The organism is Noviherbaspirillum sp. L7-7A, from assembly GCF_019052805.1.
In the GTDB taxonomy this organism is placed as follows: Bacteria; Pseudomonadota; Gammaproteobacteria; order Burkholderiales; family Burkholderiaceae_D; genus Noviherbaspirillum_A.
In genome coordinates, this window is the sequence record NZ_JAHQRJ010000001.1 from 3328696 (window position 1) to 3351777 (window position 23082).

The 23082-nt window shown below is 60.5% G+C and carries 20 protein-coding genes; 18 read left to right on the forward strand and 2 right to left on the reverse strand.

Annotated elements, in window-relative coordinates; genetic code table 11:
* The first annotated feature begins 22 nt into the window (after positions 1-22).
* The 4 genes from KTQ42_RS15125 to KTQ42_RS15140 all read left to right on the forward strand — a co-directional run bounded on the left by KTQ42_RS15125 (position 23) and on the right by KTQ42_RS15140 (position 3956).
* Positions 23-730, forward strand: a complete 708-nt coding sequence (locus KTQ42_RS15125; protein ID WP_217346238.1) for an ABC transporter ATP-binding protein — start codon at positions 23-25, stop codon at positions 728-730.
* Positions 731-783: 53 nt separating this feature from the next.
* The gene (locus tag KTQ42_RS15130) at positions 784-1998 is read left to right on the forward strand and encodes an ABC transporter substrate-binding protein (protein ID WP_217346239.1); all 1215 of its coding nucleotides are present in this window, start codon (positions 784-786) and stop codon (positions 1996-1998) included.
* A gap of 89 nt (positions 1999-2087) precedes the next feature.
* Positions 2088-2972, forward strand: coding sequence for a branched-chain amino acid ABC transporter permease (locus tag KTQ42_RS15135; protein ID WP_217346240.1), 885 nt, complete (start codon positions 2088-2090; stop codon positions 2970-2972).
* A gap of 12 nt (positions 2973-2984) precedes the next feature.
* Positions 2985-3956 (forward strand): branched-chain amino acid ABC transporter permease, encoded by a 972-nt coding sequence (locus KTQ42_RS15140; protein WP_217346241.1) that lies wholly within the window; start codon positions 2985-2987, stop codon positions 3954-3956.
* A 270-nt stretch (positions 3957-4226) separates the two neighbouring features.
* Here KTQ42_RS15140 and KTQ42_RS15145 read toward each other — a convergent pair whose 3' ends face one another.
* Together KTQ42_RS15145 and KTQ42_RS15150 are read right to left on the reverse strand one after the other, a co-directional pair.
* A complete protein-coding gene (locus KTQ42_RS15145; RefSeq protein WP_217346242.1) occupies positions 4227-8558 on the reverse strand; it encodes a tetratricopeptide repeat protein in 4332 nt (1443 codons plus the stop codon).
* 530 nt (positions 8559-9088) lie between these two features.
* Positions 9089-10255 (reverse strand): iron-containing alcohol dehydrogenase, encoded by a 1167-nt coding sequence (locus tag KTQ42_RS15150; protein WP_217346243.1) that lies wholly within the window; start codon positions 10253-10255, stop codon positions 9089-9091.
* Between the two features lie 112 nt (positions 10256-10367).
* On the opposite strand from KTQ42_RS15150, the gene KTQ42_RS15155 reads away from it, so the two are divergent.
* The 14 genes from KTQ42_RS15155 to atpD all read left to right on the forward strand — a co-directional run bounded on the left by KTQ42_RS15155 (position 10368) and on the right by atpD (position 23048).
* Positions 10368-11132 (forward strand): TSUP family transporter, encoded by a 765-nt coding sequence (locus KTQ42_RS15155; protein ID WP_217346244.1) that lies wholly within the window; start codon positions 10368-10370, stop codon positions 11130-11132.
* Positions 11133-11273: 141 nt separating this feature from the next.
* Positions 11274-13208, forward strand: coding sequence for a tRNA uridine-5-carboxymethylaminomethyl(34) synthesis enzyme MnmG (gene mnmG / locus KTQ42_RS15160; protein WP_217346992.1), 1935 nt, complete (start codon positions 11274-11276; stop codon positions 13206-13208).
* Positions 13205-13873: a 16S rRNA (guanine(527)-N(7))-methyltransferase RsmG gene (gene rsmG / locus KTQ42_RS15165; RefSeq protein ID WP_217346245.1), complete on the forward strand. Its 669-nt coding sequence runs from the start codon at positions 13205-13207 to the stop codon at positions 13871-13873. Before mnmG ends, rsmG begins: the two co-directional genes overlap by 4 nt.
* A gap of 7 nt (positions 13874-13880) precedes the next feature.
* Entirely contained in the window at positions 13881-14510 is a 630-nt protein-coding gene (leuE, locus tag KTQ42_RS15170) for a leucine efflux protein LeuE (protein ID WP_217346246.1), read from the forward strand.
* A gap of 7 nt (positions 14511-14517) precedes the next feature.
* Complete coding sequence (locus tag KTQ42_RS15175) at positions 14518-15288, forward strand: AAA family ATPase (protein ID WP_217346247.1); 771 nt, start codon at positions 14518-14520, stop codon at positions 15286-15288.
* Positions 15289-15330: 42 nt separating this feature from the next.
* Complete coding sequence (locus KTQ42_RS15180; RefSeq protein WP_217346248.1) at positions 15331-16209, forward strand: ParB/RepB/Spo0J family partition protein; 879 nt, start codon at positions 15331-15333, stop codon at positions 16207-16209.
* A 304-nt stretch (positions 16210-16513) separates the two neighbouring features.
* Positions 16514-16852, forward strand: a complete 339-nt coding sequence (locus tag KTQ42_RS15185; RefSeq protein ID WP_217346249.1) for an ATP synthase subunit I — start codon at positions 16514-16516, stop codon at positions 16850-16852.
* Position 16853: 1 nt separating this feature from the next.
* Positions 16854-17699 carry a F0F1 ATP synthase subunit A gene (gene atpB / locus KTQ42_RS15190; protein ID WP_217346250.1) on the forward strand — a complete coding sequence of 282 codons (846 nt, stop codon included), beginning with the start codon at positions 16854-16856 and terminating at the stop codon, positions 17697-17699.
* Positions 17700-17780: 81 nt separating this feature from the next.
* The gene (gene atpE, locus KTQ42_RS15195; RefSeq protein WP_194714457.1) at positions 17781-18026 is read left to right on the forward strand and encodes a F0F1 ATP synthase subunit C; all 246 of its coding nucleotides are present in this window, start codon (positions 17781-17783) and stop codon (positions 18024-18026) included.
* 72 nt (positions 18027-18098) lie between these two features.
* Positions 18099-18569 carry a F0F1 ATP synthase subunit B gene (locus KTQ42_RS15200; RefSeq protein ID WP_217346251.1) on the forward strand — a complete coding sequence of 157 codons (471 nt, stop codon included), beginning with the start codon at positions 18099-18101 and terminating at the stop codon, positions 18567-18569.
* A 2-nt stretch (positions 18570-18571) separates the two neighbouring features.
* A complete protein-coding gene (locus KTQ42_RS15205; RefSeq protein ID WP_217346252.1) occupies positions 18572-19105 on the forward strand; it encodes a F0F1 ATP synthase subunit delta in 534 nt (177 codons plus the stop codon).
* Positions 19106-19153: 48 nt separating this feature from the next.
* Entirely contained in the window at positions 19154-20695 is a 1542-nt protein-coding gene (gene atpA / locus KTQ42_RS15210) for a F0F1 ATP synthase subunit alpha (RefSeq protein WP_217346253.1), read from the forward strand.
* Positions 20696-20725: 30 nt separating this feature from the next.
* Complete coding sequence (gene atpG / locus KTQ42_RS15215) at positions 20726-21595, forward strand: F0F1 ATP synthase subunit gamma (RefSeq protein WP_217346254.1); 870 nt, start codon at positions 20726-20728, stop codon at positions 21593-21595.
* A gap of 52 nt (positions 21596-21647) precedes the next feature.
* Positions 21648-23048 carry a F0F1 ATP synthase subunit beta gene (gene atpD, locus KTQ42_RS15220; protein WP_217346255.1) on the forward strand — a complete coding sequence of 467 codons (1401 nt, stop codon included), beginning with the start codon at positions 21648-21650 and terminating at the stop codon, positions 23046-23048.
* Positions 23049-23082 lie beyond the last annotated feature (34 nt).

Below are 23082 nucleotides of genomic sequence, written 5' to 3' on the forward strand. Positions count from 1 at the left end.
GCCGCCGGTCTGGAAAGCACACATGGAAAAAGCGCTTGAAGTCGCCAACCTGCACGCCTGGTATGGCGAATCGCATATTCTGCACGACCTCAGTTTTTCAGTGAGCAAGGGCGAGGTCGTCACGCTCCTCGGCCGCAACGGCGCCGGGCGCACCACCACGCTGCGCGCCATCATGGGCCTGACCGGCGCGCGCCGCGGCTCCATCAGGATCAACGGCGCCGAGGCGATACAGCTGCCGACCTACCGGGTGGCGCACCTGGGCGTGGGCTATTGCCCGGAAGAGCGCGGCATCTTCTCGTCGCTGTCGGCCGAGGAAAACCTGATGCTGCCGCCGTCGGTGTCCAAGACCGACCGCGGCATGTCGATCGAAGAGATCTACGACATGTTTCCCAACCTGGCGGAGCGCCGCAACAGCCAGGGCACCCGACTGTCCGGCGGCGAGCAGCAGATGCTGGCGGTGGCGCGCATCCTGCGCACCGGCGCGCGCCTCCTGCTGCTCGACGAGATTTCCGAAGGCCTGGCGCCGGTCATCGTGCAGGCGCTGGCGCGCATGATCACAACCCTGAAGGCCAAGGGTTACACCATCGTGATGGTGGAACAGAATTTCCGTTTCGCGGCACCGCTCGCGGACCGGTTTTACGTGGTGGAGCATGGTCAGATCGTGGAGACCTTTGCTGCATCCGAATTGAACGCCAAGATGCCGGTGTTAAACGAACTGCTCGGGGTCTGAACCCGGGCCCGGGACAGCATAAAGGCATCGCCCCATTCATCAAGGAGAAGACAATGAAGTTGAAGGCTAAAGTAATTGCGATGGCAGTGGCATCGATTGCCGCCATGGGTTTCGGCGCAGGCGCGAACGCGCAGATCTCCGGCGACGTAGTGAAGATCGGCTTCATCACCGATATCTCGGGCCTGTACTCCGACATCGACGGCCAGGGCGGCGCCGAAGCCATCAAGATGGCGATTGCCGACTTCGGCGGCACGGTCAACGGCAAGAAGATCGAGCTCGTCACCGCCGACCACCAGAACAAGGCCGACATCGCCGCCAGCAAGGCGCGCGAATGGTTCGACCGTGAAGGCGTGGACATGCTGATCGGCGGCACCAACTCGGCAACCGGCCTGGCGATGGCCAAGGTCGCGGCCGAGAAGAAGAAGCCCTTCATCTCGATCGGCGCCGGCACCGCGCGCCTGACCAACGAGGAATGCTCGCCCTATACCGTGCACTATGCCTATGACACCGTGGCGCTGGCCAAGGGCACGGGCGGCGCGGTGGTGAAGCAGGGCGGCAAGTCCTGGTACTTCCTGACCGCCGACTACGCCTTCGGCGCTTCGCTGGAGAACGATACCTCGGCCGTGGTCAAGGCATCCGGCGGCCAGGTGCTGGGCTCGGTCAAGCATCCGCTGTCGGCATCGGACTTCTCGTCCTTCCTGCTGCAGGCGCAGGCTTCCAAGGCCCAGATCCTGGGCTTGGCCAACGCCGGCGGCGACACCATCAATGCGATCAAGGCCGCCAATGAATTCGGCGTGACCAAGACCATGAAGCTGGCCGGCCTGCTGATGTTCATCAATGACGTCCACTCGCTGACGCCGGCGCTGACCCAGGGCATGTACCTGACCGACAGCTGGTACTGGGACCAGAACGACGACACCCGCGCCTTCGCCAAGCGCTACTTCAGCAAGATGAAGAAGATGCCATCGAGCCTGCAGGCGGCAGACTATTCGGCCACGCTGCAGTATCTGAACGCGGTCAAGGCAGCCGGCACCGATGACACCGAAAAGGCCTGGGAGAAGTTCAAGTCCAGCAAGATCAACGACATGTATGCCAAGAACGGCACCATCCGCGCCGACGGCAGCATGATCCATGACATGTACCTGATGCAGGTGAAGGCGCCCAACGAATCCAAGACGCCGTGGGACTACTTCAAGATCGTGGCGACGATTCCGGGCGACCAGGCTTTCACGACCAAAGCCGAAACCAAGTGCGCTGCCTGGAAATAATCAGCAGCCTGTGTGCGGCGCGCGGCTGGTTCGCGCGCCGTTTTTTCTGTGCCCGTCCGGCTCCGGCCGGATGATTTGAGATAAGCGCGATGGAAATTTTCGGCATACCCCTGCAGGCGATGTTGAGCCAGCTGCTGCTGGGCCTGGTCAATGGCTCGTTCTACGCGATGTTGTCGCTTGGGCTGGCCGTGATCTTCGGCTTGCTCAACGTGATCAACTTCGCCCATGGCGCCCTGTACATGATGGGCGCATTCATCGCCTGGATGGGCTTGAGCTACTTCGGCATCAATTACTGGGTGATGCTGGTAGCCGCGCCGCTGATTGTCGGCCTGTTCGGCATCATTATTGAAAAGACCATGCTGCGCTGGCTCTACAAGCTGGACCATCTGTATGGCCTGCTGCTGACCTTCGGCATCACGCTGATGGTGGAGGGCGTGTTCCGCTCGGTCTATGGCGTCTCCGGCCAGCCTTATTCGGTACCCAGCGCCCTGAGCGGTGCGACCAACCTCGGCTTCATGGTGCTGCCCAATTACCGCGCCTGGGTGGTGGTGGCTTCGCTGATCGTCTGTTTCGTGACCTGGTTCGTGATTGAAAAGACCAAGCTGGGCGCCTACCTGCGCGCCGGCACCGAGAACCCGAAGATGGTGGAGGCCTTCGGCATCAACGTGCCGCTGATGGTCACGCTGACCTACGGCTTCGGCGTGGCGCTTGCAGCTTTTGCCGGCGTGCTGGCCGCGCCGGTGATCCAGGTGTCGCCGCTGATGGGTTCCAACCTGATCATCACCGTGTTCGCGGTGGTCGTGATCGGCGGCATGGGTTCCATCATGGGCTCGATCCTGACCGGCCTGGGCCTGGGCATCATCGAAGGCCTGACGCGGGTGTTCTATCCGCAGCTGTCGGCCACCGTGGTGTTCATCATCATGGCGATCGTGCTGATGATTCGTCCCGCCGGCCTGTTCGGCAAAGAAAAGTAATCGGAGATGGCAATGAATAAGAAACTGCTGTACGGCATTGCGCTGCTGCTGGCGCTGGCCGCGCCGTTCTTCCTGTACCCGGTGTTCCTGATGAAGGTGCTGTGCTTCGCGCTGTTTGCCTGCGCCTTCAACCTGCTGATCGGCTATACCGGCCTGCTTTCCTTCGGCCACGCGGCCTTCTTCGGCGGTGCCGGCTATATCACCGGCTATGCACTGAAGGGCATGGGCCTGCCGACCGAGATCGGCCTGCTGGCCGGCACCGCGTTCGCTGCGCTGGTGGGCCTGGTGATGGGCGGCCTGGCGATACGCCGGCAGGGCATCTACTTCACGATGATCACGCTGGCGCTGGCCCAGATGCTGTTCTTCGTATTCCTGCAGGCGCCGTTCACCGGCGGCGAGGATGGCCTGCAGGGCGTGCCGCGCGGCCGCCTGCTGGGCATGCTGGACCTGTCGAATGACGTCACCATGTATTTCGTGGTGCTGGCCATCGTGATTGCGGCTTTCGCGCTGATCGTTCGCATCATCCACTCGCCATTCGGCCAGGTGCTGAAGGCGGTGAAGGAAAACGAGCCGCGCGCGATCTCGCTGGGCTATGACGTGGACAGGTACAAGCTGCTGGCCTTCGTGCTGTCGGCCGCGCTGTCGGGCCTTGCAGGGGCCACCAAGACCCTTGTGCTGGGCTTCGAGACGCTGACCGATGCCCACTGGACGATGTCCGGCCTGGTGGTGCTGATGACGCTTGTAGGCGGCCTGGGGACCATCGTCGGCCCGGTGGTCGGCGCCATTGTGATCATCGCGCTGGAAAACAAGCTGGGCGACCTGGGCAATGGACTGGCACGGCTGACCAGCATCGAGTGGTTCAATACGCTCGGCGATTCGGTCACCATCGTCACTGGCCTGATCTTCATCATCTGCGTGCTGGCATTCAGGCGTGGCATCGTGGGCGAGATCGCGGCGCGCATCCGGCCTGCCTCACGGCATTGACGGCAAATACCCGGTGAAAAACCCGCTGTGATGAACAGCGGGTTTTTTTATGGGGCGCGTACGAGGGGGTGCAAAAGGACAGGGGAGGGCGGCCTCGTGGCCATGCCTATTCTCGAAATCGCCATGCCGGCGGCCAGATTTTATTATTTTCCATACTTGGAATTGAAAGCGCAGTCGAGGCGGCCGCCTATGCCGTGAGAACGCAAAAGCACCATAAGTGCTTGAAATTTAAAAATATTTAAATGAATCGGGACGTGAAAATGGAGAACATCAGTTTAAAAATTCGTTCGCCCGGGTGTATCCCTGGTCCGCGGCTTTGCGAAACCACTGGGTGGCCTGGTTCGTGTCCTTGTGCACGCCTATCCCGTACCAATAGCAACGGCCCAGGGAAAATTGCGCCTCGACGAGCCCCTGGTTTGCGGCCGTCCGATACCATTCGATCGCTTGGTCCTGGTCCTTTTTCACGCTTTTGCCCTCCAGCAAGAATGTGCCAAGGTCGAATTGCGCCTTGGCGTATCCCTGGTTCGCAGCCTTGCCAAGCCATCTGATGGCCCGAGCCTTGTCTTCCTTTACGCCTATGCCGTTCCAATAGAAGTTGCCTACGATAAATTGAGCCTCGGCGAGCCCCTGGTTCGCAGCCTTCTCGTACCATGCCAGCGCCTCGGCGTCGTCCTTGGGTACACCCGTGCCATTCCAATAGCAACTGCCCAGGTTGAGCTCCGCCCCAGCGAACCCTTGGCTAGCAGCCTTCTCATACCACTCGGCGGCCTTTGCGTAGTCCTTGCTTACACCGATGCCATTCCAATAACAATTGCCCAGGTTGTCTTGCGCCCCAGCGACCCCCTGGATCGCAGCTTTCTCATACCACGCAAAGGCCTTGGCGTCGTCCTTGGGTACACCCGTGCCATTCCGATAGCAATTGCCCAGGTTGACTTGCGCATCAGCGAGCCCCTGGTTCGCCGCCTTCCCGTACCACGCCATGGCCTTGGCGTAATCCTTGGGTACACCTCTGCCATACCAATAGCAATTGCCCAGGTTGACCTGGGCATCAGCGAACCTCTGGTTCGCAGCCTTCTCATAGCACTCTGCGGCCCTGGCGTAGTCCCTGGTTACACCCGTGCCATTCCAATAGCAATTGCCGAGGTTGACTTGCGCCCGAGCGAGCCCTTGGTTCGCCGCCTTTTCATAGCACTCGGCGGCCTTGGCGTAGTCCCTGATTACACCGGCGCCATGCTCATAGCACATGCCCAGGTTTAATTGCGCCTCAGCGAGCCCTTGATACGCAGCCTTGCTAATCCACGCGAAGGCCGCGGCCATGTCTTTCTTCACGCCTGTGCCGTTCTCATAGCAATTGCCCAGAGCGAATTGCGCTTGAGCGAGCCCCTGATGCGCAGCCTTGCCAAACCACTCGAAGGCAGTGGCCATGTTCACGTTCACGCCTATGCCAAATTCATGGCACATGCCCAGGTTGTATTGCGCGTTGGCGTCCCCATTCCTTGCGGCCGTGCGATACCAGCCGGCGGCCCGGGCCTTGTGTTCCTTCACGCCTATGCCCTTCTGATAGCAATAGCCGACGCCGCTTTGCGCCTCGGCGAGCCCCTGGTTCGCAGCCGCGCGATACCACGCGAAGGCCTGGGCCTTGTCCACGCTCACGCCCGTGCCGTTCCAGTAGCAATTGCCCAGCCTGAGTTGCGCCTCGGCAAGTCCCTGGTTCGCAGCCGCGCTATACCACGCAAAGGCCTGGGCCTTGTCCACGCTCACGCCTGTGCCGTTCCAGTAGCAATCGCCCAGCCTGATTTGCGCCTGAGCGTCTTCCGGATCAAAAGTCTGGCGATTTCCGGCTGTGGTAGTGGTTGTGGTTGTCGTTGTCGTGGCGCCTGTCTCGGTCGTGGTGGTTTTGAACGTCGGGATCTTCGTCTCCGCAGCTATCAATCCGTGGCGCTCCAGCAGGTTTTGCATGGCCACGCTGGTCGGCTGGTGCGTGGCGAAGTGGCGTTGGAGGTCCGTCCTGGCTGCCTCATCCTGCCTGGCGAGAAAGTAATCGAGGGATGTGATTACCTCGTCATCCAGCAACGCAATGTTCTGTTGCACCGCGCTCAGGAATGGGCCAATCTGTTCGTCGAAGCGGTATCCAGTCTCAGGAGCCAGCAGCCACATCACGACCGTCAGTTGGCCGGAAGCGAGCGCGCATGCCAGCGCGCCTAGGCTTTCCAGGCCTTTTCCTTTCTTCCGATTGAGCAGGCCGGGCTGGCCGGCCAGTCGCTTGAGGCGTTCCAGCGCTTCTGGATCCCTGGAGTTGAGCAAGTCAAACCATTCGTCTTCCGGCCTGGCGGTGGGGTTCAGGGCGCGGCTCGTTTGCTGGTGTCGCTTTTGGGCGGGCTTGGCGTGTGTCGCCGGCTTGCGTGGTGTAGCGCTGGCCGGCTTGGGTTGTGGCTCTGCCTTGCGCTGTGGCGGCGTGGCGGCCATCGACGGCGCCGGCTGCTGCGCTTGTGGCAGAGCCGCAGACCTGACGCCATAGGCCTCGGTCTGACGGTTTGCCCTGGCGACCTTGCGCGGACTGTGCCACCCCTGGCTTTCCGGCTTGTTCGCGGCGGCCAAGGTGGTAGTCCGCAGGGACGTGGCGGCCCGGAAGGTGGGCGCGGCCATCCTGCCCCTATCGCTGTGACTGCTGCTGGCGGTGGACGGCGGGATGATCCGCGTATAGCCTGGCGGCAGTGCGGGCCGAATCGCTTTGCGCGAAGGCGACGTCAGCACCTTCAGTACTGCCTCAGCTGGCGGCAGTGCAAGGACCTCGTCCTCGATCACGCCTCTGTCCCGGATGGCGGCTGCCAGGTCTTCCATGCTGTAGCCGCTCGGGTTGTTGCACGGACCCAGTAACGCAGCCAGGCCAGGTTGCGCCTGCGCCAGGGTCACCAACTTCGCGCTCAGCAAGCCGCGTAGCGCCGGCAATGCCACCATGCGCGATTTCTCCTTCCACGTCGAGGAGCACCAGGCCATGTTGTCCATCAGCCCCGCCATGAAAGTCTTCAGTTCGGGCGTGGCTGATGCCAGATTGCGGCGCACGACGTAGTCCAGGCCTGACAAGAGTCCACTGAGGGTTTTGGGGCCAGTAAATGCGTCTGGGGTGCAGTGTAGTGAATGCTGGATCAAATGGTTCGCAGCTCTGCGCAGTTGATCTTGCGCGAACCCCGGGGCGGTGCTGTCGGTGGCCGGGGCAGTGGCGGCGGCCGTCGTGGTAGTCAGCCTGGCAGGCATCATGGTCGTTGTGGTGCCGCCAGCGGGAAGGCTTTGCCGCAGGTGACGGTCGCAGCGCTTCACAAAGCTGATCAGGTTCGCTACCGCCTGGCCGCTCGGCAGGCAGTCCATGAACGCCTCGTCATTCATCACGCCAAGCAGGGCATGGCTGGCAGCGACCCAATTCGGTACCAGTGCCTGCTCCGGCAGGCTCGCGCCGTGCTCGCCGAGCACCCGCAGGAAATTGGCGCAATTGGATAATGTGCGGCAGTCGTCTGCAAGCATCTGATCAGCAGAAATCCGCAGGATTACCCCAACCAGCCCCGCCAGCCCCTGCGAGAGCAGGACGTTTGTAGCCGCCGGCAGCAGGCCGTGCGCCATCATGTCCTTGACCAGATTGCATACATTCGTGCAGGCCACGGCATCGACCCTTCCTGTCCCCAGCCGGGCTGCCATGTCGCTGGAACACAGCCACTCGCCGCAGGTGGCCAGACGGCGGCGGCCGGCCAGGCCTTTCTCGCTGCTATCGACTTTTATTAAGCGGAACTGGAAGATGGTGTTGATCTGCACGGCGCATTTGCCGAGTTGGTGCGTGGTCAGTCCGCAGGTGTTCAGTTTGCCCGCCAGCGATTCCTCGAACACGGTCAGTGCCTTATTGAACACTTTCTCGATAGGCTGGCTTACTTCAATGCACTCAGCCTTGAGGGCGCGACTGGCCCAGTTCAGGATATCGAGCACGACGCCGATCGAGGCGGTCGCTGCCGGCAGGCCGGCTTCGCATGCACGTTCCATCAGCACGTCGGTGATTGCCTGCAGGTCCGGCCTCAGCCTTTGCAGGCGCTCCTTCTCGAACATTGTTCCCGCTGCCGGCGCCACGCAGGTGGACAGGCCCATGCACAGGGTGTGGATGGTGTTGATGTCGAGGCTGGCGCTGCCATCGCCGCAGAGCAGGACGCGCAGACGAGGAAGGAGGACATACAGGCCGTCGGCCAGCCTGCGGAGTGCCGCGTCATGCGGATCGTCGCGCATGAAGGCCTTGAGCTTCTGTTCTGATGCCTTGATGGCGTCAAAGAACTGCAGAACCTGTTCCAGGTCGATTGGATTGGTGCCGCGCAAAGGCCGAAGATGCTCATTGAGCACGCCGATTGCTTGGGCATGGTCATCCGGCAGGCGGGCGTCGGCGTCGGATAACAGCGGTGTGCCTGAACGGTTGCCGGCATGCAGGCGGGGTTGCCGCGTTGCGCCATCCTGGCCGGTCGCGGCTTGCCCATTGCAACTGTCACCGTCGACTGGGGTGCTATCCGAATCGGACAGGACGTAGGAAAAGCTTGAACCGCTGGTGCCATCAGTTGGATTGCTGGATTGCATGTGTGAGTCCGACAAAAAATGAAGCGTAGTCCGCGAGGCTGTCATGAGCCCCGGGAGGCTGTGGACGCTGCCATCACAAGCCATCTGCGGCGGTTGAATTCTCGTGATGGCAAGTACCGTCACTGTGTCTGCCTATGGCCCGGTCTGTCCTGGGGATTGCTGGATCAGCTTCCAGGGCGCGTAGAAGACCGTATGGGACGAATCTGAACGACGGGTTCCATGGAGTGTGAAGCAGAGCAGGGCAAGCCTGCTCCATTCCCGTGCCGTACCGTGTGACGCAGGATTGATCGTTGGTTCAGCCAGGCGAAGCTGTGCTGCAGCACTGGCGGGTGTTCGCGCAGGCTTCGGGTGCACGCCATGCCCGGACGCTCGCTCAGTTTGGATTGGCAGGTAGAAAGGTTGGCATCGCTACCGGCAGCGTCTTTGGCTGCGGCAGCCAAGTGCTGGTGCCGTCTGTCTCTCTGACAGTGGAAAGGGGAGGGGGCGGCGAGACAGGGCGGCGCTGCCTGCCCTGTCTCGCGACCTGCAGTCTACAAGGCGGCAGCGTAGATTGCCCGCGCGTCGGCGCGTTGCAATTCACGCGGATTGTTGACGAGCAGCCGGGTCTGCAGCATGGCGTCGTCGGCCAGGCGGTCGAGGTCGGCTTCGGTAATGCCGACTTCACGCAGCGTGGTTTCAATGCCAACCCGTTTTGCAAGTTCTTCGACTGCGACGATCAGTGACTGGCTGCGCGCTTCGTCGCTGCCCTGGGCGCCTGGCGCCACGATATCGGCCAGTTCGGCATAGCTGGACGCGGCATGGCTGGCATTGAAGCGCAGCACATGGGGCAGCACCAGGGCATTGGACAAGCCGTGCGGAACGTGGAATATGCCGCCAATCGGATAGGCAAGCGCATGCACCGCGGCCACCGGTGCATTGGAGAATGCCTGGCCAGCCAGCATTGCGCCGAGCAGCATTGCCTGCCGTGCCTCCAGGTTGCTGCCATCCTCACAGGCGACAACGAGATTTCTAGAAAGTAACTTCAATGCCTCCCGGGCAAGCATGTCGGAGAGCGCATTTTTCTTGTGCCTGGTGGTATAGGCCTCTATCGCATGCACCATGGCGTCAATGCCGGTAGCGGCAGTCACCTTGGGCGGCAAGCCGACTGTCAACGATGCGTCAAGGATAGCAAGGTCGGCATACAGCTTGGGCGACACCACGCCCATCTTGGTTGTCTCGCCTGTCGTCACAATCGAAATCGGTGTCACCTCAGAGCCGGTGCCAGCGGTGGTGGGAATCTGCAACAAGGGCAATCGCCGTCCTTGGACATTGCCTATGCCATACATGCTGGACAGCGGCTGCTCGCTTCCGGCCAGGATGGAAATCAGCTTGGCGACATCCATCGAACTGCCGCCGCCAAAGCCGATGACGATGTCTACGCCATACTGTCTTGCGCTGTCGGCCGCCTGCAGGACAATGTGTTCAGGCGGGTCAGCCAGGACATCGGAATACGTCTGCACCTGTATGCCGGCTTCCACCAGGCTGGCTCGGGGCGCATCGATCAGGCCTGTCCCGAGAAATCCCCGGTCTGTCACGATCAGAGCGTTTTTGACATCTGGAAACTGTTGTCTGAGCAGTGTCCCAAGCCTCTGTACGGCGCCTGTCTCGCACACAATGTTGGGTACGGTGCTGAAGGTAAATGTGTTGTAAGTGTTCATCTTGTCTCCTTGTCCGGCGATTGTAGCAAGATGACATGCGCCGGGCTAACTGCTAAGGTGCCTGTCTTTTTGCCCGGCAACCTGGGCGCCTCAACCAGAAGAGCAAGAAGACATGACGGATTACCTGGTGCTAGCTGCGGCCGCCTTTCTCGCCGGATTGATTGATGCAGTAGTCGGTGGGGGAGGGCTGATCCAGATACCGGCATTGTTCTCCACTCTGCCGACGGTGGCGCCGGCAACGCTGCTGGGTACCAGCAAACTGGCCGGGATCTGGGGTACCGGTGCAGCAGCAATCAACTTTGCGCGTCGGATCACGATCCAATGGTCGACTGCTGCGCCTGCCGCTGGTGCGGCTTTCGTGCTGTCCTTTCTGGGCGCTTATACGGTAACCAAAATTCCGCCCGATTTCATCCGCAAGCTGCTGCCCTTTATCCTCGTTGCCGTAGCGGTTTACACGCTGAAGAAGAAAGACCTCGGCGCGCACCATGCGCCCCTACATGCAGGCTGGCAGGAAAAATCACTGGCGGTGCTGATTGGAGGAAGCATCGGTTTCTATGACGGTTTCTTTGGCCCTGGCACCGGCAGCTTTCTGGTGTTCCTGTTTGTGCGTGTCTTTGGATACAACTTTCTGAGCGCAGCGGCGGTGTCCAAGATTGTCAACGTTGCCTGTAACCTTGCCGCGCTGCTGTGGTTTGGTTACAGCGGACATCTGTTGTGGAAGGTCGGGATCATGATGGCGGTATTGAATGTGGCTGGTTCGCTCATCGGTAGCAGGCTGGCATTGCGGCATGGAAGCGGCTTCGTCAGGAAGATCTTCCTGTTTGTTGTAAGCGCGCTGATCTTGAAGACAGGGTATGACGCGTTTCTGATGCATTAATTGGTTTCACGTGAAACAAAAGGTGGATTACGTCTGTCTGTTTCACGTGAAACAAAGGACAAACATCTGCGCCACCAAAGCGGCACCGAAAGAAAAGACTCTATAATCTCGCCTCTGTTCATCGTCTCACCGAGGCGCACAATGCTATTTCCTACTGAATTTGATGTCATCGTCGTTGGCGGCGGCCACGCCGGCACTGAAGCTGCGCTCGCCGCGGCACGCATGGGGCAGAAGACCCTGCTGCTGACCCACAATATTGAAACCCTGGGCCAGATGTCCTGCAACCCGTCTATCGGCGGCATCGGTAAAGGCCACCTGGTAAAGGAAGTCGACGCCATGGGCGGCGCGATGGCAATTGCCACCGACGAAGCCGGCATCCAGTTCCGCATCCTGAATTCCTCAAAAGGCCCCGCCGTTCGCGCCACGCGAGCGCAAGCCGACCGCATCCTGTACAAGCAGGCCATCCGCTCACGCCTCGAAAACCAGCCTAACTTGTGGCTATTTCAGCAGGCAGTTGACGACCTGATGGTGGAGGGCGACCGCGTCGTCGGCGCGGTAACCCAAGTGGGTATCCGCTTCCGCAGCCGTGCCGTGGTACTCACCGCAGGCACTTTTCTGGATGGGAAGATCCACGTCGGCCTGAATAATTATTCTGCCGGCCGCGCCGGTGATCCTCCTGCCGTGTCGCTTTCGGCCAGGCTGAAGGAACTGAAGCTGCCGCAAGGCCGGCTGAAAACCGGCACGCCGCCACGTATCGATGGCCGCAGCATCGACTTCACGCGCCTGACCGAACAACCGGGTGACCTCGATCCGGTGCCGGTATTCTCGGTCATGGGGAACACCGCCATGCATCCGCGGCAGGTGCCATGCTGGGTTACCCATACCAACGCCCGTACCCATGACGTGATTCGCGGCGGTCTGGACCGCAGCCCGATGTACACCGGCGTCATCGAAGGCGTCGGCCCGCGCTATTGTCCGTCGATCGAAGACAAGATCCACCGCTTCGCGGACAAGGAATCCCACCAGATTTTCCTGGAGCCGGAAGGCCTGACGACCAACGAGTTTTACCCGAACGGCATCTCCACCAGCCTGCCATTCGACGTGCAACTGGAACTGGTGCGCTCCATGATCGGCCTGGAAAATGCGCATATCCTCCGTCCGGGCTATGCGATCGAATACGACTATTTCGATCCGAGAGGGTTAAAGGCATCGCTAGAAACCCGCGTCATCCAGGGTTTGTTCTTCGCCGGCCAGATCAATGGCACGACCGGATATGAAGAAGCCGCCGCCCAGGGCATGCTGGCCGGACTGAATGCCGCGCTGCAAACGCAGGGCAGGGAAGCATGGACGCCAAGGCGTGATGAAGCCTATCTCGGCGTGCTCGTTAACGACCTGATTACCCAAGGCGTGATGGAGCCGTATCGCATGTTTACCAGCCGTGCCGAATTCCGCCTAAGTCTTCGCGAGGACAATGCCGATATGCGTCTGACCGAAATTGGCCGGAAGTTGGGTTGCGTCGGCGATGCGCAATGGCAGGCATTCGAGGAAAAACGCGAGGCTGTTTCACGTGAAATCGAGCGCCTCAAATCGACCTGGGTCAGCCCAAAGCTGGTTGCATCGCTGGAAGCTGAACGGGTTCTCGGCAAGGCCATGGAGCGCGAGTACAACCTCGCCGACCTCTTGCGCCGTCCTAATGTGAACTACGACTTATTGATGTCTATGCAGTCAGTTGACGGAAGGAAGTTCTCTGCCGAACAACCTCTCGCTGACGCCGTGCGCGAACAGATCGAAATCCAGCTGAAATATGCCGGCTACATCGACCGCCAGGCGAAGGAAGTGGAGCGGCATGAACACTTCGAAAACCTGAAGCTGCCCGCCGAACTGGACTACATGCAGGTCAAGGCGCTGTCGATGGAAGTGCGGCAGAAGCTGAACAAGCATAAACCGGAGACGCTGGGCCAGGCATCCCGTATCGCGGGCGTTACGCCGGCGGCAATTTCGCTGCTGCTCGTGCATCTCAAGAAAGGCGGCTTCCGCGAGTTTTCTGCAGTGCCCGCCGGAACCAGCGCGTCATGAGAGCGCCGGCATTCGACCGTGCCGCACTCTCAGTCCAGCTGGAAGAGGGCATCGCGGGATTGTCGCTCAACCTGAGCCAGGCGCAGGTGGCAAAGCTGCTCGACTATCTCGCCTTGCTGGCGAAATGGAATGCGGTCTATAACCTGACCGCGGTGCGCGACCCAGCCCAGATGGTGGTGCAGCACTTGCTCGATTCCCTCGCTGCGATGCCTGCATTTACCGGTGCAAACCGGGTGCTCGATGTCGGATCAGGCGGTGGACTGCCAGGCATGGTGCTGGCGATCTGGGCACAGGAAGCGGCGCCGGACATGCGGGTCGACATGATAGACACCGTGCACAAGAAGACCGCATTCCTGACCCAGGTAAAGGCAGAGCTTGGTTTGAGCAAAGTCACCGTGCATACCGGCCGGGTGGAGGCGTTACAGGTTACGCCGCTGTATGACGTGATCACCTCCCGCGCCTTTGCGGATCTGTCCGACTTCGTCAACTGGGCAGGCCACCTGCTGGCGCCGGGCGGCCGATTCATTGCGATGAAAGGCGTCGCCGCCAGCGAAGAAACCGACCGGCTGCCGGCTGCATGGCGGGTTGAAAAAAAGCAGCCGCTGCAGGTGCCGGGTCTGGATGCGGAACGGCATCTGGTCTTCATTGCCAGGGCAGGGGAGTAAGGTCAGCATGCTTGCGCCGTTACCGTTCATGGGCATTTCCGATGTGTGGCAGCTCATTCTTGCCGCCACGGTGTTTCTGATGCTGCCGGGTCCGGGAACGTTCTGCGTGCTTACATGCACTGCGCGCCATGGCGTGCGCGGCGGCTTCGCCTCGGTTGCCGGGCTGATGCTGGCCGACGCCATGTTGATGCTGCTCGCCGCATTGGGTGTCGCCGCGCTGCTCAGGGCCAACCCGCTGGCATTCCAGGCAATGCAGTATCTGGGCGCGGCTTACCTGGCCTGGCTGGGTCTGCGGCTACTACTGGCCAGGGAAGCGGCGAGCGGCGTGGTGCCATTTTCAAGCGCTGCCGACTTCCGTCGCGGCTTTCTGGTCACCAGCATCAACCCCAAGGCCATTGTGTTCTACATGGCGTTTTTCCCGCTGTTCATCGATCCGGCTACGCACCGCGGCGGCCTGACCTTTGTCGTCATGGCCGCCATCATCGCCAGCTGCACGCTGTGTTACTGCAGCCTGCTGGTCTTGGTCGGCAATGCCGCCGCGTCGCGCCTGAAACGGCATCGCGGACTGGCCCGGCTTGCCAATCGGGCGGCTGGCCTGTTCCTGATTGGCTTCGGCATCAAACTCACAACCAACTGACAAATCCATGGCCAGAATATTTTGTGTCGCAAATCAAAAAGGCGGAGTGGGGAAGACCACCACCGCAGTGAATCTGGCAGCCGGACTGGCCAAGCTCGGCCAGCGCGTGCTGCTGGTCGACCTCGATCCGCAGGGCAATGCGACCATGGGCGCCGGCATCAACAAGGCTGAACTGGACGGTTCCATCTATGAAGTGCTGGTTGGCCTGGCGGACGTCGCCGCCTGCCGCAAGGAGTCGGAAACCGGTCGCTTCGATGTCTTGCCGGCCAACCGCGAACTGGCGGGCGCCGAAGTGGAAATGGTGGAACTGGACAACCGTGAAAAGCGGCTGAAGCTGGCGCTGGCTGCGGTGGATGCCGACTATGACTTCATGCTGATCGATTGCCCGCCGGCACTGTCGATGCTGACCCTGAACGGCCTGTGCGCCGCCCATGGCGTGATCATTCCGATGCAGTGCGAATACTATGCGCTGGAAGGTTTGTCCGACCTGGTCAATACCATCAAGAAAGTCCATGCCAAGCTCAATCCGGACCTGCGCATCATCGGCCTGCTGCGGGTGATGTTCGACCCGCGCATGACACTATCGCAGCAGGTATCGGCCCAGCTCGAGCAGCACTTCGGCGACAAGGTATTCAAGACCATCATCCCGCGCAACGTGCGTCTGGCCGAAGCGCCTTCCTACGGCATGCCGGGCGTGAGTTTCGATCCCTCTTCCAAGGGTGCCCAGGCCTATGTCGCCTTCGGCGCCGAAATGGTCGAGCGGATCAAGGGCTGGTAAGCCGATACATATGCACTCCTCAATGAAATGACGATCTGACACATGGCGACCAAAAAAACCAAGGGCCTGGGACGCGGCCTCGACGCGCTGCTTGGCGGCTCCTCCGACACTTCCGAGACGGAAGCCATGGGAGTTAGCACGCCATCCTCGCTGGCCATCGACAAGCTGCAGCCCGGAAAATACCAGCCGCGCACCCGCATGGACGAGGGTGCCCTGGCGGAACTGGCCGATTCGATCCGCGCGCAGGGATTGCTGCAGGCCATCCTGGTCAGGCCAGTGCCCGAGGCCAATGGCCGCTATGAAATCATCGCCGGCGAACGCCGCTTCCGGGCAGCGCAACTGGCTGGCCTCACGGAAGTGCCGGTACTGGTCAAGAGCGTGGATGACCATGCCGCGGCGGCGATGGCGCTGATCGAGAATATCCAGCGCGAGGATCTGAATCCGCTGGAAGAAGCGCAGGGCATACAGCGGCTGATTTCGGACTTCGGATTTACCCATGAGCAGGCTGCCGGCGCGGTAGGCCGCTCGCGCAGTGCGGTTTCCAATTTATTGCGCCTGCTCAACCTGGCGCAGCCGGTGCAAACCATGCTGATGGCCGGTGACATCGACATGGGCCATGCGCGCGCCTTGCTGTCAGTCGATGCTGCGACCCAGATCAACCTGGCCAACATGATCATCGCTCGCAGGCTCTCGGTCCGCGAGGCGGAAAAGCTGGTAGCCCAGGCACTGGCGGACGACCAGCAGCAAAAACCCGCACCGCGTGAAAAGCCGCGCGACATCGTGCGCCTCGAGGAGGAGTTGTCGGACGCGCTCGCGACCCAGGTTGCCATCAAGGTCAGCGCGCGTAACAAGGGACAGCTCGTCATCGATTTTGCCAACCTCGATGCACTGGATGGCGTGATTGCACGCTTGCGGCGTTGACATTCCAAATCGCAACACTGCGCTGACTCGGCCGTTCCGGCTGTTGTATATCAGTCACGTAAAACTACGGTAGGCGTTTACATGTTCGACGATGTGTGATGCATAACCGATGATCCCATGCTTTTAGCGCGCGTTGTGCGCGATTTCAGTGCAAGTAAACGTTTGACGCCGCGGAAAGAATAATCTTATAATCCCGTGGCTTCAGAAATCGCACTCCATCCGCAAGCCTTTGCATTTCACACGAACCACACGGCCCGTACCGCGACTCGCAAGAGCCCAACGGGTTGCATGAGTCTGGACAAGTATGCTTCGCCTGGTCCTTCTGCAACTGTTGACTACGGTCTTGGCTGGCGCCGTGGCTGGAATGCTGGGCGGAATCCACGCACTGATTTCCGCATTGCTGGGTGGTTTGTGTTGTGTGGTGCCGAATGGTTTGCTTGCGCTGCGCTTGTACTCGAATGCGCGCCGATCACAGACCGTCAATCCGATGTCGTTTTTCATCGGTGAATTTATAAAGATTGCACTGACCATTGCATTGTTGGCTGCGGTGGTCTGGCTGTACCGCGATTTGAACTGGCTGGCGCTGATCGCCGCTTTCATCGTGGCACTGAAAAGTTACATCATCTTATTATTTAGGCACTGACATGGCGACTGAAACTGCTGCTGGGGCGGCTGCGGGGCATGCTGCTCCCACCGCTTCCGAATACATCGTCCACCATCTTGGACACTTCTCCACCAATCATCAGGAAAAGATCGTCGATTTTTCCATCATTAACATGGACACGCTGTTCTGGTCCGTTGCGATGGGCATCGTCGGCTGTCTCGTGATGTATTTGGCCGCACGTCGTGCTACCGCCGGCGTCCCCGGCCGTCTGCAGGCTTTCGTTGAAATGGTCGTGGAAATGGTCGACGACCAGGCCAAGTCCATCGTGCATGGCGACCGCAGCTTCATCGCACCGCTGGCGCTGACCGTGTTCGTCTGGGTTGCGCTGATGAATTCCCTGGATTTCCTGCCGGTTGACCTGTTTTCCAGCCTGTTCAGCGTGCTGGGCATCGAGCACGTGTTCCCGCATCACCGCGTCGTGCCAACCGCCGACCTGAATGGCACCATGGGCATCGCCCTGGGCGTGCTGGTCCTGATGCTGTACTACAACGTGAAGATCAAGGGTGCCGGCGGCTTTGTCCATGAACTGTTTGCCGCACCGTTCGGCATCTGGCTGGCGCCGTTCAATCTGCTCCTCAATATCATCGAATTCGCCGCAAAAACCGTATCGCTCGCGATGCGACTGTTCGGCAACATGTACGCCGGCGAGCTGCTGTTCCTGCTGATCGCTTTGCTTGGTTCGACTGCAACCGTGTTCGGTTTCGTTGGGCATGTAATTGCCGGTTCGATGTGGGCCATCTTCCACATTCTGATCGTGCTGTTGCAGGCGTTCATCTTCATGATGCTCACGCTGGTGTATCTCGGCCAGGCACATGAAGGCCATTAATCAGCAGATTGATGGCAAGCGGTAAAACTTTCTGATTCAACCTTTCGTTTTTAATTTTTAACTTTACTTAAAGGAATTGTCATGACTGACATCTCGTTCGTAGCACTGGCTTGCGGTTTGATCATTGGTCTGGGCGCTATCGGCGCTTGTATCGGTATCGCCATCATGGGCGGCAAGTACCTGGAAGCTTCGGCTCGCCAGCCTGAACTGATGAATACCCTGCAAACCAAGATGTTCCTGCTGGCTGGTCTGATCGACGCTGCGTTCCTGATCGGTGTTGGTATCGCCATGCTGTTCGCCTTCGCAAACCCGTTCGTTCGTGGCTAATACGGTTCGACCGTCCTGATTCTCATGCTGGAATAGGATTCCAGCACTCGCCATTCTGAGAAGGAAACTACCATGAACCTGAATGCAACATTGTTTGCTCAGTTCGTGGTCTTCTTCATCCTGGCTGTCTTCACGATGAAATTCGTGTGGCCGCCATTGATGAACGCGCTCGACGAGCGCGCCAAGAAGATCGCGGACGGTCTGGCTGCTGCCGAGCGCGGCAAGCTGGAAATGGCTGCCGCGGAAAAGCGCGTGCAAGCCGAACTGGCTTCGGCGCACGACGCTGGCCAGAAGCGCATCGGCGACGCTGAAAAGCGTGCCCAGGCGATCATCGAAGAAGCAAAGCGGACTGCCTCGGAAGAAGCAGCCCGTATTCTGGCTTCGGCCCGCGCGGACGCAGAACAGCAAGTCAGCCAGGCACGTGACGCACTGCGCGCCCAGGTGGCAACGCTGGCAGTTCAGGGCGCCGAGCAGATCCTGAAGCGGGAAATCAACCCCGCCGCTCATGCCGATCTGTTGAACCAACTGAAGACCGAGCTGTAATCATGGCCGAACTCGCAACGATTGCCCGCCCCTACGCCGAGGCGCTGTTTCGTGTAGCCCAGTCCGGAAACATGGCGGCCTGGTCTGAACTCGTTTCAGGCATGTCGTCGGTGGCCGCCAATCCTGACATGCAGGAACTGGCGCGCAACCCGAAGGTGTCCGATGAGCAGATCGTCTCTACTTTTCTCGCCGCGCTGAACTCGCCCGCCAATGCCGAACTCCAAAACTTCGTCGGCATGCTGGTCGAAAACGGTCGCCTGGCACTGCTGCCGGAAATCGCGCTGCAATTCCATGCATTGAAAAATGCGCAGGAAGGCGCGGCGGATGCGGAAATCGTGAGCGCGTTCGAGCTGACGCCGGCGCAGATAAACGACCTGGTTGCGACGCTGCAGAAGCGCTTCGGCCGCAACCTGAACCCGTCGGTGACCGTGGATAACTCGCTGATCGGTGGCGTGCGCGTCGTGGTTGGCGATGAAGTGCTCGACACGTCGGTGCGCGCCAAGCTGCAGCAGATGCAGACCGCATTGACCAGCTGACCCGGCCCGCTTCGGCAAGCACGCAAGACATCTAAATTAGGAGTTAACATGCAACTCAACCCGTCTGAAATCAGCGAACTGATCAAGAGCCGGATCCAGGGCCTCGGCGACAACGCCGAGATTCGCAATCAGGGCACCGTCATTTCCGTGTCCGACGGCATTTGCCGCATCCACGGTCTGTCGGACGTGATGCAGGGCGAAATGCTGGAATTCCCGGGCAACACCTTCGGCCTGGCGCTGAATCTCGAGCGCGACTCGGTCGGCTCGGTGATCCTGGGCAGCTACGAACATATCTCCGAAGGCGACACGGTCAAGTGCACCGGCCGCATTCTGGAAGTGCCTATCGGCCCTGAACTGCGTGGCCGCGTGGTCAACGCGCTGGGTCAGCCGATCGACGGCAAGGGCCCGATCAACACCACCCTGACCGCCCCGATCGAAAAGATCGCACCGGGCGTGATCGCCCGTCAATCCGTTTCCCAGCCGATGCAAACCGGCCTGAAGTCGATCGACGCGATGGTGCCCATCGGCCGTGGCCAGCGCGAACTGATCATTGGCGACCGCCAGACCGGCAAGTCGGCCGTGGCAATCGATGCGATCATCAACCAGAAGGGCCAGGGCATGACGTGTATCTACGTCGCCATCGGCCAGAAGGCATCGACGATCAAGAACATCGTGCGCGCGCTGGAACAGCATGGCGCCATGGAATACACCATCGTCGTGGCCGCATCCGCTTCCGAATCCGCCGCCATGCAATACGTGTCGGCCTACTCCGGCTGCGCCATGGGCGAATACTTCCGCGACCGCGGCGAAGACGCGCTGATCGTCTATGACGACCTGTCCAAGCAGGCTGTTGCCTACCGCCAGGTGTCTCTGCTGCTGCGCCGTCCGCCAGGCCGTGAAGCCTACCCCGGCGACGTGTTCTACCTGCACAGCCGCCTGCTCGAGCGCGCAGCCCGCGTGAACCCCGACTATGTCGAGAAGTTCACCAACGGCGCCGTGACCGGCAAGACTGGCTCGCTGACCGCACTGCCCATCATTGAAACCCAGGCAGGCGACGTTTCCGCCTTCGTTCCGACCAACGTGATTTCGATCACCGACGGCCAGATCTTCCTGGAAACCTCGCTGTTCAACGCCGGTATCCGCCCTGCGATCAACGCCGGTATCTCGGTGTCGCGCGTCGGTGGCGCCGCCCAGACCAAGGTCATCAAGGGCCTGTCCGGCGGTATCCGTACCGACCTGGCGCAGTACCGCGAGCTGGCAGCGTTTGCGCAGTTTGCATCCGATCTCGACGAATCGACCCGCAAGCAGCTCGAGCGTGGCGCCCGCGTGACTGAACTGCTCAAGCAGCCCCAGTACTCGCCGCTGCCGATCTCGCTGATGGCTGTGTCGCTGTTCGCGGTCAACAAGGGCTACTTCGACGACGTCGAAGTCAAGAATGTACTCGCGTTTGAATCTGGCCTTCATAACTTCATGAAGACCAGCCACGGAGCGCTGCTGCAGAAGATTGAAGATAGCAAGCAACTCGACAAGGATGGCGAAGCCGCAATGGCCGCCGCGATTGGCGACTTCAAGAAATCTGTATCGTTCTGATTTGAACGCGGCTAGAAGGAGCAAGGACTCATGGCTGTAGGCAAAGAGATACGTGGCAAGATCAAGAGCGTAGAGAATACGAAGAAGATCACCAGGGCGATGGAAATGGTCGCCGCTTCCAAGATGCGAAAGGCGCAGGAGCGGATGCGGTCGGCCCGTCCCTATAGTGACAAGATTCGTAATATCGCCTCCAATCTTGCCGAGGCCAATCCGGAGTACACCCATCCGTTCCTGGTCAAGCAGGATGCCTCGAAGACGGTCGGCATCATCGTGGTCACCACTGACAAGGGCCTGTGCGGCGGCATGAACACCAATGCGTTGCGTGTTCTGACCAACAAGCTGCGCGAGCTCGAAGGCAAGGGCAACAAGGTCGAGGCCGTCGCCATTGGCAACAAGGGCTTCGGCTTTCTGAACCGCGTTGGCGCCCGGGTCGTGTCGCATGCAGTCCAGATCGGCGACACGCCGCATCTGGAAAAGCTGATCGGCCCGGTCAAGGTGCTGCTGGACGCTTACCAGGAAGGCCGGCTGGACGCGGTCTACATCGTCTACACCAAGTTCATCAACACGATGAGGCAGGAGCCGATGCTGGAGCAGTTGCTGCCGCTGTCGTCCGAGCGCATGACGGCTGACAAGCACGGCATGGACTGGGACTACATCTACGAGCCGGATGCCCAGACCGTGATCGACGAACTGCTGGTGCGCTATGTGGAAGCGCTGATTTACCAGGCGGTTGCCGAGAACCTGGCGTCCGAGCAGTCGGCGCGCATGGTGGCGATGAAGGCGGCGTCCGACAACGCCGGCAACGTCATCGGTGAACTGCGCCTGGTCTACAACAAGACCCGGCAGGCCGCGATTACCAAGGAACTCTCCGAGATCGTTGCCGGTGCGGCAGCGGTGTAAACACGCAAACGCGTGAAACAGAATTTAAATACTACATATTGAAGGAACGAAAATGGCTGATGGCAAAATCGTTCAGTGTATCGGCGCCGTGGTGGACGTTGAGTTCCCGCGCAACGCGATGCCCAAGGTGTTCGACGCCTTGAAAATGGAAGGCTCCGAACTGACGCTGGAAGTGCAGCAGCAGCTGGGCGACGGCGTGGTGCGTACCATTGCGCTGGGCAGCTCCGACGGCCTGCGTCGCGGCATGATCATCCAGAACACCGGCAAGGCAATTCAGGTGCCTATCGGCCCTGCTACCTTGGGCCGCATCATGGACGTGCTGGGCAACCCGATCGACGAATGCGGTCCGGTGAGCCACGAGCACATGGCTTCCATCCACCGCGAAGCGCCGAAGTACGACGAACTGTCGCCTTCGCAAGACCTGCTGGAAACCGGCATCAAGGTGATCGACCTGGTCTGCCCGTTCGCAAAAGGCGGTAAGGTTGGCCTGTTCGGCGGCGCCGGCGTGGGCAAGACCGTGAACATGATGGAACTGATCAACAACATCGCCAAGGCGCACTCGGGTCTGTCCGTGTTCGCCGGCGTGGGCGAGCGTACCCGTGAGGGCAACGACTTCTACCACGAGATGGCCGATGCCAAGGTGGTTGACCTGGAAAACCCGACCAACTCCAAGGTTGCGATGGTCTACGGTCAGATGAACGAGCCGCCGGGCAACCGTCTGCGCGTGGCGCTGACTGGCCTGACGATTGCGGAAGGCTTCCGCGATGAAGGCCGTGACGTGCTGTTCTTCGTCGACAACATCTACCGTTACACCCTGGCCGGTACCGAAGTGTCCGCACTGCTGGGCCGTATGCCTTCCGCCGTGGGTTACCAGCCGACGCTGGCCGAAGAAATGGGCCGCCTGCAGGAGCGCATCACCTCGACCAAGACCGGTTCGATCACCTCGATCCAGGCCGTGTACGTCCCTGCGGACGACTTGACCGACCCGTCGCCGGCAACCACCTTCGCCCACCTGGACTCGACCGTCGTTCTGTCGCGTGACATCGCTTCGCTGGGTATCTACCCCGCAGTGGATCCGCTGGACTCGACCTCGCGCCAGCTGGACCCGCTGGTGGTCGGCCAGGAGCACTACGAGACCGCCCGCGCCGTTCAGGGCACCCTGCAGCGCTACAAGGAACTGCGCGACATCATCGCGATTCTGGGCATGGACGAACTGGCGCCGGAAGACAAGCTGGTCGTGGCACGCGCTCGTAAGATGCAGCGTTTCCTGTCCCAGCCGTTCCACGTCGCTGAAGTGTTCACCGGCTCGCCAGGCAAGTACGTGCCGCTGAAGGAAACCATCCGCGGCTTCAAGATGATTGCGTCGGGCGAACTGGACCACCTGCCGGAGCAGGCGTTCTACATGGTCGGCACCATCGACGAAGCGATCGAAAAAGCGAAGAAGATGCAGTAATGGCCAACATGGGACGGCCGGCGTCGCGCCGGCC